The organism is Ralstonia sp. A12, from assembly GCF_000801955.1.
Taxonomy (GTDB): domain Bacteria; phylum Pseudomonadota; class Gammaproteobacteria; order Burkholderiales; family Burkholderiaceae; genus Ralstonia.
This window is the reverse complement of the sequence record NZ_JSZO01000013.1, coordinates 169602-186480: the sequence shown is the minus strand read 5'-3', so window position 1 is coordinate 186480 and position 16879 is coordinate 169602. Positions and strand designations below refer to the sequence as shown.

Here is a 16879-nt window from a genome sequence, read left to right as displayed (position 1 = left end):
CGGCTGCGCAGATCAGGCGACCGACTTGCCGCGTGCGGCGCGCGCATCACGCACAACCTTGCGGCCAGCGGCGCGCTTGCCCAACCATGCCGAGCGCAGCGGCGACGGATCGGACGCCAGTGCCAGCGTGAACTGCGGCGTGGCGTCGGTGGCGAGCGTGACGTCCAACGCCATCAGCTCGTCGCGACGGAACACATGCACGGACACCGTATCGCCGGCACGATGGCGCGCCATGGTCTTGTCGAGCTGGCCGGCCGGCACGCGCAGGCCGTCCACGGCAACGATCAGGTCACCGGCAGACAGGCCGGCACGCTGTGCCGGGCTGCCGTCAAGCACCTGCTGCAGCTTGACGAAACCGTTCTCGGCGCCAGACTTGACGCCCAGGGCAAGCGCCGTCTCGGCCGCCTTGCGCGTGGCGCTCACGCCCATCGCCTTGAACAGCGCCGGCAGCGGCGGATCATCGCGCCCCTCGGTCAGTTGGCGCACCAGTGTGCGCAGGCGCAGGCCGGTGACCTCTTCCATCAGGGCGATCAGCCCGGCTTCGGTCACACCGCGCTGCGCGTGGCCGGCAGCGTAGAAGTCGCGGCCGTAGGTGACCCACAGGGCGCGCATCACGTCGTCGAGCGACGTGGCGCCATCGGTCTGCGTGCGGATCGTCAGGTCCAGTGCCAGCGCCACCAGTGAACCCTTGGTGTAGTAGCTAACGATGGCGTTGGGGGCGTTCTCATCCTGGCGGTAGTACTTGGTCCACGCGTCGAACGAGCTTTCGGCCACGCTCTGCTTCAGGCGGCCGCTGCCGCGCAGTACGCCGTTCCAGGTCTTGGCAACCATCTCCAGGTACTGCGCCTCGGAAATCAACCCCGAGCGCACCAGCATCAGGTCGTCGTAGTAGCTGGTGAAACCTTCGAACAGCCACAGCAGCGGCGTGTGCACCTCGCGGTCGAGCGCGTACGGCACGAAGGTGGCCGGCTTGATGCGCTTGACGTTCCAGGTGTGGAAATACTCGTGGCTGACGAGGCCGAGGAAGGTGCGGTAGCCCTCGGTGGTCTCGTCGCGGCCGGTTACGGGCAGATCACCGCGTGCGCACATCAGTGCGGTGCTGGCGCGGTGCTCCAGGCCGCCGTAGCCATCGGTCGTCACCATCGTCATGAAGACGTAGCGGCGGTTGCTGTCGAGGAACGGTGCCGTGGCCGTCTGCGGCTCGAACAGGCGGATCTGCGCTTCGCAAATGCGCTGGAAGTCGCGGGCGATGCGCTCCAGGTCGAGGTTGGGCACGCGGCCGGTGAAGACGGCGTCGTGCTGCGCACCGCAGGCCTCGAACGAGACCATCTCGAAGGTGCCCATCTCGACGGGGTGGTCGATCAGCTCGTCGTAATCGGCGGCTTCGTACCAACCGAAGCCGTAGCGCTTGGCGCCAGCCTTGCCCTGGATGCGGCCCGTGGCCTCGCGCAGTGCGGTGGCAACGCGCCAGCCTCGGTAGGCGTCGCCGGCCGGCGGCTGGATGTCGATCAGGCAGCGCTGGTCGTCGGCGCCTTCCACGCGCAGGAAGACCGACGTACCGTTGAAGAAGCCGTGCGTGGCGTCCAGGTGCGCGGCCCGCACCGACAGGTCCCACGCGTAGACGTCATACGAAACCGTCAGCGGCCCGCTGCACGGCGTGGCCCACCAGGTGTCCTTATCGACCTTGGTCAGGCGCACCGGCCGATCGCCCGACGATGCCTCGATGCGCACGATGTTGCGCGCGAACTCCCGGATCATGTAGCTGCCCGGAATCCACGCCGGCAATGAGAAGCGCTGTCCCTGTGGATCAGGCGAATCGACCGTGACGGTGACGGTGAAAACGTGCGCCTCGGGCGCGGCGGGGGCGATGGTGTAGCGGATCGGCTTCATGGCGGACATTGTAGCGTTGCCGTCCCATGCTGCCGAAAGCAAATCGTCCGGAAATCCGCCTAACGGTTGACGTCGACGACCACGCGCCCGCGCATCTTGCCGGCCATGATGTCATGCGCCGCGTCGATAGCCTCCGAGAGCGTCACCTCACGCGTGATGGCCTCCAGGCGATCGGGCAGCAGATCAGTGGCCAGGCGTTGCCACGCTGTCTGGCGCAACGCACGCGGCGCCATCACGCTGTCGATGCCGCACAGCGTCACGCCACGCAGGATGAACGGCGCGACGGTGGCCGGAAAATCCATGCCCTGTGCCAGCCCGCACGCTGTGACCACGCCGCCGTAACGCACTTGCGCGCAGGCATTGACCAGCGTGTGCGAGCCGACCGAGTCGACCACCGCGGCCCAGCGCTCCTTCTGCAGCGGTTTGCCGGGTGCGGACAGCTCCGCGCGGTCAATTACATCGGCGGCGCCCAGCGCGCGCAGGAAATCCGCCTCGCTCGTCTTACCGGTGGAGGCGACCACGCGATACCCAAGCTTGCCCAGCAGCGCGATGGCGACCGAGCCGACACCGCCCGACGCGCCCGTCACCAGCACCTCGCCGTCGCCCGGTTTCACGCCAGCGCGCTCCAGCGCGAGCACCGACAGCATCGCCGTGTAGCCCGCCGTGCCGATCGCCATGGCTTGGCGCACGTCCAGCCCCGCCGGCAACGCGACCAGCCAGTCGCCCGACAGGCGTGCGCGCTGCGCGAGGCAGCCCCAGTGTGCCTCGCCGACGCCCCAGCCGTTGAGCACCACCGCATCGCCCGTCTTCCAGCCCGGATGCGACGACTCCAGCACCACGCCCGCACCGTCAATGCCGGCCACCATCGGCCACTTGCGCACGACGGGGCCGCGGCCGGTGATGGCGAGGCCGTCCTTGTAGTTGATGGTCGACCAGTCCACGCGGATCAGCACGTCACCAGCGGTCACGTCGTTGGCGCGCGCCTCGGGCGAAGACAGCGCCGCATCATCGAGGTCCACGATGTGGGCCAGCGGCCCGCCGTCCTGTTTTTTCAGCATCAGCGCGCGAAACGACATGAAGGTCTCCGATGGTGTTGTGATTGTTGTAATGCGAACGCCCAAAGAAAAAGCGCCGGAAGAACCGGCGCTTTCATGGTGTGGCTTACGACTTCTTGAGTGCGGCGAACTTACGCTCCAGCGTGGCCGCATCGATCAGGCCCGGAGCGCGCGAGCCGTCGGGGAAGATGATGGCCGGCGTGCCGGTCACGTTGAGCTGCTGGCCCAGCTTCAGGTTGGCTTCCAGCGGCGTGTCGCAGGTGCCGGCGCCGCTCGGGGCGGTCTTGGCGGTCATCCAGTCGCGCCAGGCCTTGGCCCGGTCGGCCGAGCACCAGATCTGCTTGGACTTGGTGTTCGAGTCTTCCGACAGGATCGGGAACAGGAAGGTGTAGACCGTGATGTTGTCGACCTGCGTGAGCATCTGCTCCAGCTTGTGGCAGTACGGGCAGTTCGGGTCGGAGAACACGGCGATCTTGCGTGCGCCGTTGCCCTTGACCCACTTCACGGCGCGGTCCAGCGGCAGGTCGGACCACTTGATGCGGTTCAGCTCGGCCAGGCGCTCTTGCGTGAGGTTGGTGGCGGTCTGCGTGTCGAGCAGGTCGCCGTTCAGGACGTAGCGGCCGGTGGCATCGCTGTAGACGACCTGGCTACCGAGGTTGATCTCGTACAGGCCGGCCAGCGGCGACTTGGTGACGCTCTTGATCTCCACGTTGGAGCCCAGGGCCTTCTGCACGGCGGCCTTGACCTTGTCCAGTGCGGGTTCAGCCGCACCGGCGCTCAGCATGTAACCCGCGCCAATGGCGGCCACAGTCACCGCCGAGGCGATGGCCGCCACCCGAATACGAAACGACATAAAAGCTCCAGAAACCCCGAAAGCGCTGATGATGCATCAACCCAGCGCGTGCTTAATCAATAAGCGTTTGATGAATGGCGTCATGCCCACCATGCGCATGCCCGCATTGCGTACCGTGCGGGGCAGCGCGCCCGGCAGGGCGAACAGCTTGTGCAGACCATCCGTGGCGGCCGTGAGTGAGAGCAGGTCTTCGCGGCGGGCACGCTCGTAACGGCGCAACAACCTCAGATCGCCATGATCGCGCATGGTTTCACGTTCCGCCATCACCTTGCCAATTTCTGCGACATCGCGCAGCCCCAGGTTCATGCCCTGCCCGGCCAGCGGATGGATCACATGGGCCGCATCGCCCACCAGCGCCACGCGCGGTGCGACCGCCCGGCTGGCGTGCTGCAGGATCAACGGGAAGCCCTGCGCGGGTGTGATGTTCGACAAGCGCCCAAAGCGGGCGGCGATGGCGCCACCTGCGGCGGCCTCTACCGCACGGCAGAGCGCATCGGGCGACAGGGCCAGCAGTTCACGCGCGTGGTTCTCATCGGCCGACCACACCATCGAGACACGTCGATCGGGCAACGGCAGCATGGCGAGGATCTCGCCGCGCGCGGGCGTGGCGTCGTCGGCTGCGGCAGCCTGCTCGGCGGAGGTGCCGAGGAACCACTGCCATGCGGTGTCCTGATGCCAGTGTTCGGCCTGGAAGTTGGCGACCACGCCCAACTGGCGATACGGCCGCGCCTCCGCCTGAATGCCGGCCTGCTCGCGCACCCACGAGTGTTTGCCGTCAGCACCGATCACGCATTCGGCGCGGATCACCTGCCCATCGGCCAGGGTCAGGCGCACGGCGTCGGCTTCCATTTCGAAACCGGTGGCAGCGTGCTGGAAGGTCTGCACGGTGTGGGCGAAGCGCAGTGCGGTTTCCAGCGCGCGCTCGACCAGTGAGGATTCGGCAATCCACGCCAGTTGCGGCGCGCCGGCTGCGTAGGCGGAGAAATGCAGATCGGAATGGCTGTGCTCGCCACGCGCGGCTGCATCATCGCCAAAGATGCGCATGTCGTGCACCGGCTGCACCCGCGTCATGTCGAGTGCGGGCCAGATGCGCAACTGCTCCAGCAGCGCCTGCGAGCTGGACGAGAACGCGTAGACGCGCGCGTCCCAGGCATCAGGCCCGGTCGGAGCAGGCGACGGCGCGGGCGGCGCGATCAGCGCCACGCGCAAGCCAATCTGCGCAAGCCGCAGCGCGCACGCGCGCCCGACGATACCGCCACCGACCACCGCCAGATGGTAGGCCGGCGCCGACTTGGGAGAGGAAAACGCGGGTGTATTCATGGTGCGCCGATTATAGCGGCGGGGGCAGGCGCGGCTTTGCGGTCGCGCAAATGTGTCACGGCAGGCACCCAACGCTGAAATGGGGCCGGTTGGTGTTTACGCCTAGGCAGTCACCAGGCAACGCCTGAATCACTTGCAAGGATTGCGACGGGGGATGCATTTGTCGGTCGCCTGAAGTGCGCCCTTCACCCCGAAAGTGGTCATGCCTTGGCTTGCTCGCCACCCCTTGATGTGATGCTATTTCCACCTCGCGATTTCCGCCAACGCGCTACTCAAGTCATCGCCTGGGATGGACGATAAAAGCCGGGCAATTCGACGTTTTGACGCACGCGACCCGCCGATAGAGTGCGGGTCCGATCCACGGATTCCTGATCGCCATGTGGACTCTCTCCCATATGACGCCGCTGCCCAGGCTGATTGCCGGCGCGGCCCTGCTTGCACTGGTTGGCTGTGCACAACTGCAGACGCAAGCGCCAGCCTCCCCCACCGCCCGCACCGCAGCGGCAGGTGAGGTCATGAGCTTCACCATTCCACCCGATGCGTTGGGCGCGCACGACCCGCAACTGACCGCCGTGCTGACCAAGGCCGGCGCACTGGCTGCCGCGCAGAAGCGCCCCGCGACCATTCAGGTGGCCGCGCTGGCGCAAGACTTCCGCTACCTGAACCAAGCGCTCTGGAACGGCGTGCCCGCGCAGCGTGCCGGTTACGTCCACCTGGAAAACCTGACCGTCAGCGCGAGCCAGCCTTACAGCGTGACGATCCGCACGCAGGATTAAGAGGAATGTCATGCGTATGACCCATCTACTCTTCCCGCTGACTGTCGGTCTGCTGGCGGTGCCGGCTTCTGCATTGGCCGCGCCGCCCGATTCCCTGATGCCGGCAACCGCGGCTGCCGCTGCGGCCGACAAGGTCTATCCGCCCCTGCCCTCGCTGGCGATGCTGCCGCCCGGCGGCGGCAGCGAAGTTGAACCCGCGCCTGCAGTCCGTACACGGGGCGGCAAGCACAAAGCTGCCTTCGTGCAGGTGCGCAAGGCGGCCGAGCCGGTGCCGCGCATGGTGGTGTCGGACGCGTCGCATACGTATCTGGTCGGCGTTGAGCGTCAACTCGAAGCCGCCCTGCAGAAGTAACCACTCAACGACCGCCAGCCGGAGCCCGCCGCCATGCACGCCACCCCCACCCTTCGCTTGATCTGTGGACAACTTGGCGCGGCGCTGCTGTTGGCCGCCGCCAGCTTCGCGGCCCAGGCGGCCGGCAATTGCTTTGAGCAGGCCGGCGCCTACCAGGGCGTCAACCCGACGGTACTACGCGCCATCGTGTGGTTTGAATCGAAGGGCGATCCGAATGCCGTGCACCGCAACGCCGATGGCTCGGTCGACATCGGCCAGGCGCAGATCAACTCGATTCATTTCAGTACGCTGGCGCGCTATGGCGTACCGCGCCGCGCGCTGACCGATGCCTGCGTCAACGTGTTCGTGGCGGCCTGGCTGCTCAAGCAAAAAATGGTTCGTCACGGAAACACATGGCGCGCCATCGGGGCGTACCACTCCGAAACGCCTGCGCAACGCGATTCCTACGCGCGCAGCATCCAGCGCGTGCTGGTGTCGTGGGGGGAGTTGCAGCCCCGCTGAACTGCGTGCTGCAGGCCGCCTGCTTAGAACCTGTTCACGATCCGTAGCGAGCGGCCTGAGATTGGCTCGAGAAACGCAGCCGTACACGGGTACGGCGAGTATCGCAGGGCCAAGATCGGGGCGCGCAGTAGGATCGTGGACAGGCTCTTAGTAGTACGAGACGGTGGCGTATGCCTGACGGGCGCCGATGGAACGGCGCTCACCGCTCACCAGGCGCATCAGATCGTCCTGGCGCGGGCAGACCAGCGCACGCACGCGGGCGTCGTTGGCCAGGATGCGCATCATCAAGTCGCGCTTGCGTTGCAACTCGTCAGGCAACAGGGCCGGGCGCTGGCCGTGGCCCAGGCGCTCCATGTAGACCGCGCACTCGCGTTCCAGCGCGCTCACGCCGTCCCAATCGCCCATCTCGGCTGCCACAACCATCTCTGCAGACAGGGTGGCGATGGCCTCATAGCAGGCAAACAGGCTGTCGTTGCTGGCGACCATGTGGGTCGGGCGGGCGGCGGTGGCGACGGTCCAGGACATGCTGTGCTCCCCAATGCAGATTTGTTGTTTGCGGGAACACAGTGCAATAGGTATGCCTGCCCTTGGCGGCACCTACCATTCACGGTGACATGGAAGATGAAGATCCTTGCCCAGCTTGACTCTTCGCCACATGGCCGGGACTTCCCCACCCCCTCCCCGGCACCGATCAACACGGGGGAAATCAGCGAAGTTGTTACGTTTTTGAACGTAACGCGTAACGGCGCCGTAACGCGTTTTCAGCGGGCCTCGCCAGCCTGCCGGGAATCGCCTTGCGTCCCCAATGTGACTTCCTAGAATTCGAGAATGGCGCGCCGCAGTTGGGCTGCGGGGCCGCTTGAGTCCGCTTGTCTTCGATACCGCCGGCCGTCTGCCCGCGCGTTTCCGACCCTCCATCCGGGCCCAGCCCCGACATCTGCCAACCGGGCCGATGGCCCCGCGTGGCGCGCAATCGTCAACCGCGTCGGATGGAGGAAACATGAGCTACCACCTGGAAGGCAGGCTGCTTGAAGTCTGCAATTGCCGCGTCCTATGCCCGTGCTGGATCGGCGAAGACCCCGATTTCAAGGTCTGCGACACGATCGTGGCGTGGCACATGGACCAGGGCACGATTGACGGCGTCGACGTGTCCGGCTGCACCATCGCCGCCGTTGCGCGCGTGCCGGGCAACATCCTGGAAGGCAACTGGACCGCGGCGATCTTCGTGAACGATTCCGCATCAGACGCGCAAGAGAAAGCGCTGCTCAAGGTGTACACGGGGCAGGCAGGCGGGCCGATTGCGGATCTGGCCAAGCTGATCGGCACGGTCGTCTCAGTCGAGCGCGCGCCGATCACGTTCGACATCGTAGGCGCCAAGGGCACGCTCAAGATCGGCACCGATTACTACGCCGAACTCGAACCCTACCTTGGCCCAAGTGGCGCGCAAACCACGCTGGCCGATACTGTGTTCTCCACCGTGCCTGGTGCGCCGGTGTTCGTGGGCAAGGCGCCGGTCTACCGCTCGAAGAATGCAGACATCGGCATCAACGTCGACATCCAGAACCACAACGCGCTGCAGAGCACGTTCCTGTTTGATGCGTGAGTGCAGCGGCCACCATGCGTGTCGCGGCATCCCGCCATCAACGTGTCTTCCTGCCGGTGCTGGCCGGCTTGGTGACGCTTGCCTGGCTCACGCTGTGGCTGTGGGCGCGTAGCCCGTATGGCCGCTATCTCGATCACGGTGACTGGACGGCCTCCGGCCCGGCAGCGTGGCTGTGCCGTGTGGTGCCAGCCGGTTCGGTCGTCGTGCCGGCTGCGTTGTATGCACTGGCCTGGACGCTGATGATCTTAGCGATGATGCTGCCGACCACGCTGCCGCTGTTTCAGGCCTTTGACCGTGTTGTGGCTGGGCGGGCAGATCGCCCACGCCTGCTGGCGCTGCTGGGCGTGGGTTACCTGGCGGCCTGGAGCGCGTTCGGCCTGCTGGCGCACGGGCTGCATGCCTTGCTGCTCGCCGGAGTCGCGCAGGTGCCCTTGCTGGGCTGGCATGGCTGGCTGATTGGTGCGGCCACACTGGCGGGTGCAGGCGCATTCCAGTTCAGCGCGTTGAAGTATCGATGCCTTGATCAGTGCCGCTCGCCGCTGAGCTTCGTCATCGGCCATTGGCACGGTCCCGCGCCACAGCGGCAGGCGTTCATGCTGGGTCTGCGGCACGGGCTCTTTTGCGTGGGCTGCTGCTGGGCGTTGATGCTGCTGATGTTTGTGGTGGGTGCGGGCAGCCTGGGCTGGATGCTGGTGCTGGCCGCCACCATGGCCATCGAGAAGAACGTCTCATGGGGACGGCGGCTGTCTGCGCCGCTGGGCCTGTCGCTGCTGGCAAGCGCGGCGGTGCTGGTGGCCCCGCATGTCTGGGGCGCCCTGCCTTTTGCATAGCGCCGCAATGGACCCAGCCAACGACCGCCAACTCGCCTTGCGCACGGTGCTGCTCACTAGCATCACCATGGTGGCGTTCGCCTCCAACTCGCTGCTGTGCCGGCTGGCGCTGCAGCACGCCGCCATCGATGCGGCGAGCTTCTCCAGTATCCGCCTGGTTTCAGGGGCGATCACGCTGGCCATTCTCGTGCGCATCAGCGCCAGGCGGGCACCACAGGCACGCGTGGATTGGGCGGCGGCGGCCATGCTCTTCGCCTATGTCGCGTTCTTCTCGTTTGCGTATCTCACGCTCAGCGCGGGCACGGGCGCGCTGATCCTGTTCGGCGCGGTGCAGCTCACCATGCTGGGCGCGGGCCTCTATGCGGGCGAACGGTTCGAGCCGCTTGGCTGGCTGGGTTTTGCGCTGGCGCTGGGCGGGCTGGTCTATCTGGTCTCCCCCGGCGTGACGGCGCCAACGCCACTGGGCGCCGCGCTGATGACTGTGGCCGGCGTGGCCTGGGGCGTGTATTCGCTGCGCGGCCGCGGGCTCGACAATCCGCTGGGCGCCACGGCCGGCAACTTCCTGCGCGCGGCCCCCATGGCGCTGGCCTTGAGTGCGGTGCTGTACAGCCGCGCACATGTCAGCCCCGGCGGCATCGTACTGGCGCTCGCTTCGGGCGCCATCACCTCGGGCATCGGCTATGTGATCTGGTACGCCGCCCTCAAGGGGTTGTCGGCGATCCGCGCGGCGGCGGTACAACTGTCGGTGCCGCCCATTGCGGCGTTTGGCGCGGTGCTGTTTCTGGCCGAACCGTTCACGCCGCGCCTGGCCACCGCGTCCGCCGCCATCCTCGGCGGCATTGCCCTGGTGCTGGCCAGCCGCACGCAGCGCAAGCGCGCCGAGGCGGCATCCCAAGGTTAGAACGACCCCGTCGGGTACAATCACGCCTTTCCGTGAACGACGCGCACAGCCCTGTTTCTGCTGTGCTGCCGCCGCTCTCTTCGGCACCCTCGGCGTCACGCAACCCCTTGATTTAGAGCCTTTTTCACCATGAGCCTCCAATGCGGCATCGTCGGTCTGCCGAACGTCGGCAAGTCGACCCTGTTCAATGCCCTGACCAAAGCCGGCATCGCCGCCGAGAACTACCCGTTCTGCACCATCGAGCCCAACGTGGGCGTGGTGGAAGTGCCGGACGCGCGTCTGGCCGCGCTGGCCGACATCGTCAAGCCGGAGCGCGTGCTGCCGGCGGTCGTTGAGTTCGTCGACATTGCAGGCCTGGTGGCAGGTGCGTCCAAGGGTGAAGGCCTGGGCAACCAGTTCCTCGCCAACATCCGTGAAACGGACGCCATCACCCATGTGGTGCGCTGCTTCGAAGATGAAAACGTGATCCACGTGGCCGGCAAGGTCGACCCGATCGCCGACATCGAAGTCATCAACACCGAACTCGCACTCGCTGACCTGGGTACGGTGGAAAAGGCGCTGCAGCGCTACACCAAGGCCGCCAAGTCGGGCAACGACAAGGAAGCCGCCAAGCTGGTCGCCGTGCTGGAAAAAGCCCAGAAGGTGTTGGACGAAGCCAAGCCGGTGCGCGGCCTGAACCTGACCGATGAAGAATGGGCGACGATCAAGCCGCTGTGCCTGATCACCGCCAAGCCGACCATGTACGTCGCCAACGTGCGCGAAGACGGCTTCGAGAACAACCCGCACCTGGACGCCGTGCGCAACTACGCCGCGCAGACGAATTCGCCGGTGGTGGCCGTGTGCGCTGCCATCGAAGCGGAAATCGCTGACCTGGACGACGCCGACAAGATCGAATTCCTGGCCGACATCGGCATGGAAGAGCCGGGCCTGAACCGCGTGATCCGCGCAGCGTTCAAGCTGCTGGGCCTGCAGACCTACTTCACGGCTGGTGTGAAGGAAGTGCGCGCCTGGACGATCCACATTGGCGACACGGCCCCGCGCGCGGCTGCGGCCATCCACACGGATTTCGAACGCGGCTTCATCCGCGCCCAGACGATTTCCTACGACGACTACATCCAGTTCAAGGGTGAACAAGGCGCTAAGGAAGCCGGCAAGATGCGCGCCGAAGGCAAGGAATACATCGTCAAGGATGGCGATGTGCTGCACTTCCTGTTCAACGTGTAAGCAGCCTGTCGCAACGAAAAAGCCCCGCACTGCGGGGCTTTTTTCATGGGCAACGCGCAAGCCAAAACCGTCTGCCCTCAACCCAACTCCACGCCCTTGAGCTCCGGCACCAAGAAAAACGTCGCCAGCATGTCCAGCACATAGATGCCGGCCAGCAACGCAATCGCCACCGGAAAGGAATACGCTGCCGCCAGGCTGCCAATCGCCACCGGACCAAACCCGCCGATGGCGCGGCCAATGTTGAACAACACGTTCTGCGCTGTCGCCCGGGCAGCGGTCGGGTAGGCCTCGGAGATGAGCGCGCCGTACCCGCCGATCATGCCGTTGACGAACAAGCCCATGACGGCGCCGGCCCACAGCATCGTCATCGGGTCGGTCAACTGCGCATAGGTGAGCACCATGACCACGGCACCGGCCTGGAAGAACAGGAAGGTCGGCTTGCGCCCGATGCGATCGGCCAGATGGCCGAAGACGAAGATGCCTACCATCATCCCCAGTACTGTCACCGAGGTCCACAGCGCGGACTTGGTGAGCGAGAACCCCAGCGTCTTACTGAGGTAGGTGGGCAGCCAGATCATGATGCCGTAGTAGCCGAAGTTCTGGACGGCACACAGGATCACGATGCCCAGGCTGGTGCGCGTGGTGCGCGCGTCGGCCACCAGCAGCTTGAAGGTATTGGGCTTCTTGCCTGTGGTCTTGCACGCCGCATCCATATTGCGCACGAACACTTCCGGCTCGTGCAGCTTGCTGCGCAACACCCAGGCGACCAACGCCGGCGCCATACCCAGCACGAACATGCCGCGCCAGCCAATGAGCGGCAGCAGCAGCGGCGTGAGCAATGCGGCCAGCAGCACGCCCGATTGCCAGCCCAGTGCCACGTAGCACGACACCCGCGCCCGCTTGTGCGCGGGCCACGCCTCAGCCGCCAGCGCCATACCGATGCCAAACTCGCCGCCCAGCCCAATGCCGGCGATGGTGCGGTAGACCAGCAGATCCGCAAACCCCTGCGCAAGCGCGCACAGGCCCGTGAACACCGCGAAAAGCACGATGGTCCAGGTCAGCACGCGCACGCGGCCATACACGTCGCTCAACGCCCCGAACAGGATGCCGCCCGCCACCGCGCCAATCAGCGTCCAGGTCACCAGGGCACCGGACTGGCTCGGCGTCAGGGCCAGCGCCGCGCTGATGGCCGGCAGCATGAAGCCGAGGATCAGCAGATCGAACCCGTCCATCGCATAGCCGATGGTCGAGCCGGCCAACGCTTTCCAGGCATAGGCCGATGTCTGCATGGGATGCGACACCGCGGTACCAGTGCCCGCGGGCGATGCGCTTACGTTCGCTTCCATCAGGTCGCTCCTACAACACCTTGCGCAAAAACTCCCGCGTGCGCTCATGCTTGGGTGCAGTAAAGATCTGCTCCGGCGGCCCCTCTTCCATGATCACGCCCTGATCGATGAAGAACACACGGTTGGCCACCTCGCGCGCAAAGGCCATTTCGTGCGTGACGACCACCATCGTCATGCCCTCCTCAGCCAGCGACTTCATGACCTCCAGGACCTCGCCCACGAGTTCCGGGTCCAGCGCAGAGGTCGGCTCATCAAAGAGCATCACGGTCGGTGACATGGCCAGTGCACGCGCAATGGCCACGCGCTGTTGCTGACCACCCGAGAGCTGGCTCGGGAACGCGTCGATCTTGTCGAGCAGGCCGACCTTGCGCAGCAGTTGCTCGGCCACCACCACGGCTTCGTCGCGCTTCATGCGGCGCACCTGCATCGGCGCGAGCACGATGTTGTCGAGCACCGACATGTGCGCAAACAGGTTGAAGCGCTGGAACACCATGCCCACGCTGGCGCGCATCTTGTTCATGTCGGTCTTCGGGTCTTCCACATGGAAACCGTTGACGAGCACTTCACCGCCCGAGACCGTTTCCAGCCCGTTCAGGCAGCGCAGGAAGGTGCTCTTGCCAGAGCCCGACGGGCCGATCACGCACACCACTTCACGCTCTTCAATGCGGCATGTGATGCCGCGCAGCACGTGTGCGTTGTCGTATTGCTTCTGCAGGTTGTTAACGACGATCACTTTTGCCGTACCTCGATTCCAGATGTTGAACACCGGCCGACAGGACCAGCGTGATCGCCCAATAGATGAGCGAGATCGTCAGATACGGCTCCCAGTAGCGCGCATAGGCGCCCGACACAGTGCGTGCGGCATAGGCGAGTTCCGCCAGGCCGATGGCCGACGCCAGCGACGAATCCTTGACGATGGCGATGGCGTTGTTGCCCAGCGGCGGCAGCATGCGACGAAACGCCTGCGGCAGCACGACGCGGCGCAACGTCTCCATGTAGGTCATGCCCAATGAGCGTGCCGCCTCCGATTGGCCGCGATCGATCGACTGAATGCCGGCGCGGAAGATCTCCGACACATACGCCCCCGCATTCAGCGAGATGGCGAGCACCGCCGACGTGAACGCACCGTATTGCTGGCGCACTTCCCGCGCCACATCACCGCTGAGGATCAGGCCATCCGCCGGGTTGATCAGCACCGGCATCAGCGCAAAGTGGATCAGCAGGATCTGCACGAACAGCGGCGTGCCGCGGAAGAAGCTGACATAGAAGCGCACCGGATACTGCACCGCGTAGCGCAGAAAATACTTGGTGAAGCCGTGACGCGCCTCGGCCAGCCGGCCAACACCCAGCACCAGCCCAAGCAACGTGCCGGCAATCACGCAGATCACCGTGCACTTGAGCGTCATCAGCGTGCCCTCGACGAAGAGCGGCAGGTATTCGCCGATGATGTTCCACTGGAACCCACCCATGGGGACCACCTCTTTTACGGAAGAACAGAATGAAACGAGCCGGCAGTGCCGGCTCCGGAAATCGCGTGCGGTAAGCGAACGCCGCTTACTGCTGCGGCAGCGTCGGCACGTTCGCGTCGAACCACTGCTTGTAGATCTTGGCGTAGGTGCCGTCAGCAACAACCTTCTTCAGGCCGGTGTTGATCTGGTCGAGCACCACCTTGTTGCCCTTCTTGACCGCGATGCCGAAATACTGCGGCTTGAACTTCGCGTCGGAGACCAGGCTGAACGGCTTCTCCGGGTGGCTCTTGATGTAGAACTTGATCACGCCCACATCACCGACCGCCGCATCGACACCGCCGCGGTACAGCTCTTCGAGCATCAGCGGCGTGTTGTCGAAGCGCCTGATAGCCGTGCTCGTGCGGCCAAGTTCTTCCGAGACCGCGATGTCACCCGCGCTCGAGGCCACCACGCCGACCTGGCGCTTCTTCAGGTCGGCCAGGCCACCGATCTTGGCATTCGGCGCGGTGATGATCACCTGTCCGGCCGGAAAGTACGGCGCCGAAAAATCGACCATCTGCTTGCGCTGGTCGGTGATGGTGATGCCGGAAATGATGATGTCGCGGTCGCCCTGGTTGAGCGTGGCAAAGATGCCTTCCCACGGCGTGCTGATCAGCTTGACGTTGAAGCCACCCGCCTTACCGATGGCCTTGATGAGGTCGACGTCGAAGCCCGTCAGTTCCTTTTGCGGGGTTTCGAACTCGAACGGGCGGTAGGTGCCGCCAGCGCCGACGGTGTAGGTGGGCTCCGCCGACTGTGCAAGCGGTGCCACGGCGAAGGTGGTCAGGACAGCAACGGCAGCCATGACGAAGCGCTTTTTCAGCATGTTGGAGTCTTCCCGGCGGGTGTTGTGAGCAGGGCGCTGATGATACTCCTCCGTATGCCGCACAAAAATGCGGGCCAGCCGCAATTGCCACGCTCGTAGGGTGCCGCAATTGGGGCGGAAGCCAGCACCTGCGTTACCGCCACAGGCTAGCGTCGCCCAAACAGCGCCCAACGGCCGTTGCAACGATGAGGCGACTACACATCACTTTTTTACATGCGATGCAGATCGATAAGGCAGCGTCGGCGATGTGTGGCACTTCCGGTTCAATGTCTCCGGCAAGTTCAACGAAAAAAACCCCGCAAGGCGGGGCTTTTTCCATGGCCGTCGATCGTGGCGACGACAACTAGCGTAGCCCATAGCCGTAGACGTTCTTGTCCGCACTCTCGTACCAGTTGCCCTTGGACCAGAACACCTCATCACGGGCAGCGTCAAAGCCGGCCACGCCCAGATAGCCCTTGATCGCCAGGCGATGCCAGGAGTGCCCCCAATCGCGCGAGTAGAACACCGCATCGCCCGAGATCTGGGCGCCGTCCGCCTGCCAGGGGTAAATCCACTTTGGCACCTTGTGCGTGCTGCTCACGTTGGCGACCAGCGTTTCCTGGCCGGCCCAGAAACCACGCGTGTACGTACTGGCCGATAGCGGATCGAACGGTGTGGGCAGACTGCCCTGCTCGTTCCAGGCCAGGGTGGCGGTGTCCAGTAGCGCCACCTGCGTGCGCTCGCCGCCGGTATGGTCGATCAAGCCGATCACACGGCCCGCTGGGTTGCGGTAGACCGTGTCGACCCAGGTGTCTTCCAGGCGTTGCGGTGCGCCCACCTGCCAGTGGCCGTCGACGCGGCGCAGTTCAGCGCGGCTGGTCACCAGCATGGCGCCGGCGTAGTACGCGCTGTCGGGCCGGCTGTAGCGGAAACGCTGCGAGACCCAGAGCACCGCGCGCTGGGCATCGAGCTGCACGACCTGCGCATGCACCTCGCCCTGGACTGCCTCGGCGCCCGAGCCCCACTCCACGCCCGACGGCGCCTTGCCACGCACGTGATCCACGTTGACCAGCATTGCCTGAGTAACCGGCACGCGCTGCGCAGTCTTGCCGCCGTCACTGGAGTAGAACAGCGACACCGCACGGTCTGAACCCTGTGCAGCATTGTCTGTACCGGCGGCGGCCGGGGCCTCTGCATCGAAGACCAGACCGTCGCCCGAGTCCACGCTCCACAGCTCCTGCGCACCGAACCCGCTCAGCTTGAGCGCCCAGGCGGAAACATGGCTGGTATCCATGAGCCCGGCGCGCTGCCAGGTCCAGGTCTTGCCCTGATCGTCGCTGCGGAACACGGCGGTCTGCGACGGCGTGCTCTCGCCATTGGCGGGGGCCGGGCGGTCCAGGCTCGTGAGCAGGTAGAGGGTATGTCCGTCCGCGCTGGCCTGCAGGCAGGTGGTGCCGCTGACCGTGGCCACCAGCTCGAAACGGCCCTGCGCGTTCAGGCGCGAGAGAAAGGAGGTTGTCCGCTCGCGCATGCCACGCGCGCCAGTCTGCTCGTCGTCGGTGGCGGCCTTGTCGCGCAGCAGCGCATCGATGTCGATGGGGTGGGCATCCGCGGGCACCACATCGCGCGAACCTTCGTAGCTGCCGATCAACCACGTCGACTGCGGTGTGACGGTCACGCCGGTACACATCTGCTCCATGCCGCGCTGCTCGACAAAGGCCACGCCGCCCAGCGTGCGCTGGTTGGGGCTGGCGCCGCCGATCTCCAGCTTGGCCATGGTGATCTTGCCCATGTACCAGACCGGCGCGGCCAGCAGGATGACCAGCCCGACGCGGCGCAATGTCTTGTTGGAGAAGCGGGAGCGGAGCATGGTTGGCGCGCCTTGTGGAAAGCGCGCCACGATAGCAAAGCGATG

General features: G+C 65.5%; 17 protein-coding genes. 7 read left to right on the top strand and 10 right to left on the bottom strand.

Features of this window, described 5'->3' with window-relative positions; all coding sequences use genetic code 11:
• Positions 1-12 precede the first annotated feature (12 nt).
• The 4 genes from PI87_RS16830 to PI87_RS16815 form a co-directional block, all read right to left on the bottom strand.
• Positions 13-1890 (bottom strand): M61 family metallopeptidase, encoded by a 1878-nt coding sequence (locus PI87_RS16830; RefSeq protein ID WP_039598893.1) that lies wholly within the window; start codon positions 1888-1890, stop codon positions 13-15.
• 59 nt (positions 1891-1949) lie between these two features.
• Complete coding sequence (acuI, locus tag PI87_RS16825; RefSeq protein WP_039598856.1) at positions 1950-2966, bottom strand: acrylyl-CoA reductase (NADPH); 1017 nt, start codon at positions 2964-2966, stop codon at positions 1950-1952.
• Between the two features lie 85 nt (positions 2967-3051).
• On the bottom strand, positions 3052-3798 hold the full coding sequence (locus tag PI87_RS16820; protein WP_039598855.1) for a DsbC family protein: 747 nt from the start codon (positions 3796-3798) through the stop codon (positions 3052-3054).
• A 36-nt stretch (positions 3799-3834) separates the two neighbouring features.
• On the bottom strand, positions 3835-5118 hold the full coding sequence (locus PI87_RS16815; RefSeq protein WP_039598854.1) for a UbiH/UbiF family hydroxylase: 1284 nt from the start codon (positions 5116-5118) through the stop codon (positions 3835-3837).
• Between the two features lie 377 nt (positions 5119-5495).
• Here PI87_RS16815 and PI87_RS16810 point away from each other — a divergent pair, with 377 nt between their 5' ends.
• The 3 genes from PI87_RS16810 to PI87_RS16800 are packed head-to-tail and all read left to right on the top strand — an operon-like array spanning position 5496 to position 6747.
• A complete protein-coding gene (locus PI87_RS16810) occupies positions 5496-5894 on the top strand; it encodes a hypothetical protein (RefSeq protein WP_039598853.1) in 399 nt (132 codons plus the stop codon).
• Positions 5895-5904: 10 nt separating this feature from the next.
• A complete protein-coding gene (locus PI87_RS16805; protein ID WP_039598852.1) occupies positions 5905-6246 on the top strand; it encodes a hypothetical protein in 342 nt (113 codons plus the stop codon).
• Positions 6247-6279: 33 nt separating this feature from the next.
• Positions 6280-6747, top strand: coding sequence for a lytic transglycosylase domain-containing protein (locus tag PI87_RS16800; RefSeq protein ID WP_039598851.1), 468 nt, complete (start codon positions 6280-6282; stop codon positions 6745-6747).
• A 147-nt stretch (positions 6748-6894) separates the two neighbouring features.
• Here PI87_RS16800 and PI87_RS16795 read toward each other — a convergent pair whose 3' ends face one another.
• Positions 6895-7272: a flagellar protein FliT gene (locus PI87_RS16795; protein ID WP_039598850.1), complete on the bottom strand. Its 378-nt coding sequence runs from the start codon at positions 7270-7272 to the stop codon at positions 6895-6897.
• Positions 7273-7747: 475 nt separating this feature from the next.
• Between PI87_RS16795 and PI87_RS16790 the strand changes: the two genes are divergently transcribed.
• From PI87_RS16790 to ychF, 4 genes are all read left to right on the top strand, one after another.
• Positions 7748-8350 carry a DUF1326 domain-containing protein gene (locus tag PI87_RS16790; RefSeq protein ID WP_039598849.1) on the top strand — a complete coding sequence of 201 codons (603 nt, stop codon included), beginning with the start codon at positions 7748-7750 and terminating at the stop codon, positions 8348-8350.
• 14 nt (positions 8351-8364) lie between these two features.
• Positions 8365-9180: a DUF2182 domain-containing protein gene (locus PI87_RS16785; protein ID WP_039598848.1), complete on the top strand. Its 816-nt coding sequence runs from the start codon at positions 8365-8367 to the stop codon at positions 9178-9180.
• Between the two features lie 7 nt (positions 9181-9187).
• The gene (locus PI87_RS16780) at positions 9188-10081 is read left to right on the top strand and encodes a DMT family transporter (RefSeq protein WP_039598847.1); all 894 of its coding nucleotides are present in this window, start codon (positions 9188-9190) and stop codon (positions 10079-10081) included.
• Positions 10082-10210: 129 nt separating this feature from the next.
• Complete coding sequence (ychF, locus tag PI87_RS16775; RefSeq protein WP_039598846.1) at positions 10211-11305, top strand: redox-regulated ATPase YchF; 1095 nt, start codon at positions 10211-10213, stop codon at positions 11303-11305.
• Positions 11306-11382: 77 nt separating this feature from the next.
• Here the strand turns inward: ychF and PI87_RS16770 are convergent, their stop codons facing one another.
• The 5 genes from PI87_RS16770 to PI87_RS16750 all read right to left on the bottom strand — a co-directional run bounded on the left by PI87_RS16770 (position 11383) and on the right by PI87_RS16750 (position 16834).
• Complete coding sequence (locus PI87_RS16770) at positions 11383-12594, bottom strand: MFS transporter (protein WP_232314014.1); 1212 nt, start codon at positions 12592-12594, stop codon at positions 11383-11385.
• A gap of 67 nt (positions 12595-12661) precedes the next feature.
• The gene (locus tag PI87_RS16765) at positions 12662-13384 is read right to left on the bottom strand and encodes an amino acid ABC transporter ATP-binding protein (protein ID WP_039598844.1); all 723 of its coding nucleotides are present in this window, start codon (positions 13382-13384) and stop codon (positions 12662-12664) included.
• Positions 13371-14120, bottom strand: a complete 750-nt coding sequence (locus PI87_RS16760) for an amino acid ABC transporter permease (protein ID WP_039598843.1) — start codon at positions 14118-14120, stop codon at positions 13371-13373. Before PI87_RS16760 ends, PI87_RS16765 begins: the two co-directional genes overlap by 14 nt.
• Positions 14121-14205: 85 nt before the next feature.
• Positions 14206-14985 carry a basic amino acid ABC transporter substrate-binding protein gene (locus PI87_RS16755; RefSeq protein ID WP_039598842.1) on the bottom strand — a complete coding sequence of 260 codons (780 nt, stop codon included), beginning with the start codon at positions 14983-14985 and terminating at the stop codon, positions 14206-14208.
• 343 nt (positions 14986-15328) lie between these two features.
• Positions 15329-16834, bottom strand: a complete 1506-nt coding sequence (locus PI87_RS16750; protein WP_052321579.1) for a hypothetical protein — start codon at positions 16832-16834, stop codon at positions 15329-15331.
• Between the last annotated feature and the right edge of the window lie 45 nt (positions 16835-16879).

Bases quoted from the DNA above. Each gene is read 5' to 3' on its own strand.
- PI87_RS16820 (WP_039598855.1), bottom strand. From the start codon at position 3,798: ATGTCGTTTCGTATTCGGGTGGCGGCCATCGCCTCGGCGGTGACTGTG.
- PI87_RS16750 (WP_052321579.1), bottom strand. From the start codon at position 16,834: ATGCTCCGCTCCCGCTTCTCCAACAAGACATTGCGCCGCGTCGGGCTG.
- PI87_RS16760 (WP_039598843.1), bottom strand. From the start codon at position 14,120: ATGGGTGGGTTCCAGTGGAACATCATCGGCGAATACCTGCCGCTCTTC.
- PI87_RS16795 (WP_039598850.1), bottom strand. From the start codon at position 7,272: ATGTCCTGGACCGTCGCCACCGCCGCCCGCCCGACCCACATGGTCGCC.
- PI87_RS16755 (WP_039598842.1), bottom strand. From the start codon at position 14,985: ATGCTGAAAAAGCGCTTCGTCATGGCTGCCGTTGCTGTCCTGACCACC.
- acuI (WP_039598856.1), bottom strand. From the start codon at position 2,966: ATGTCGTTTCGCGCGCTGATGCTGAAAAAACAGGACGGCGGGCCGCTG.
- PI87_RS16830 (WP_039598893.1), bottom strand. From the start codon at position 1,890: ATGAAGCCGATCCGCTACACCATCGCCCCCGCCGCGCCCGAGGCGCAC.
- PI87_RS16810 (WP_039598853.1), top strand. From the start codon at position 5,496: ATGTGGACTCTCTCCCATATGACGCCGCTGCCCAGGCTGATTGCCGGC.
- PI87_RS16780 (WP_039598847.1), top strand. From the start codon at position 9,188: ATGGACCCAGCCAACGACCGCCAACTCGCCTTGCGCACGGTGCTGCTC.
- PI87_RS16785 (WP_039598848.1), top strand. From the start codon at position 8,365: ATGCGTGTCGCGGCATCCCGCCATCAACGTGTCTTCCTGCCGGTGCTG.
- PI87_RS16790 (WP_039598849.1), top strand. From the start codon at position 7,748: ATGAGCTACCACCTGGAAGGCAGGCTGCTTGAAGTCTGCAATTGCCGC.
- PI87_RS16800 (WP_039598851.1), top strand. From the start codon at position 6,280: ATGCACGCCACCCCCACCCTTCGCTTGATCTGTGGACAACTTGGCGCG.
- PI87_RS16805 (WP_039598852.1), top strand. From the start codon at position 5,905: ATGCGTATGACCCATCTACTCTTCCCGCTGACTGTCGGTCTGCTGGCG.
- PI87_RS16815 (WP_039598854.1), bottom strand. From the start codon at position 5,118: ATGAATACACCCGCGTTTTCCTCTCCCAAGTCGGCGCCGGCCTACCAT.
- ychF (WP_039598846.1), top strand. From the start codon at position 10,211: ATGAGCCTCCAATGCGGCATCGTCGGTCTGCCGAACGTCGGCAAGTCG.
- PI87_RS16770 (WP_232314014.1), bottom strand. From the start codon at position 12,594: ATGCAGACATCGGCCTATGCCTGGAAAGCGTTGGCCGGCTCGACCATC.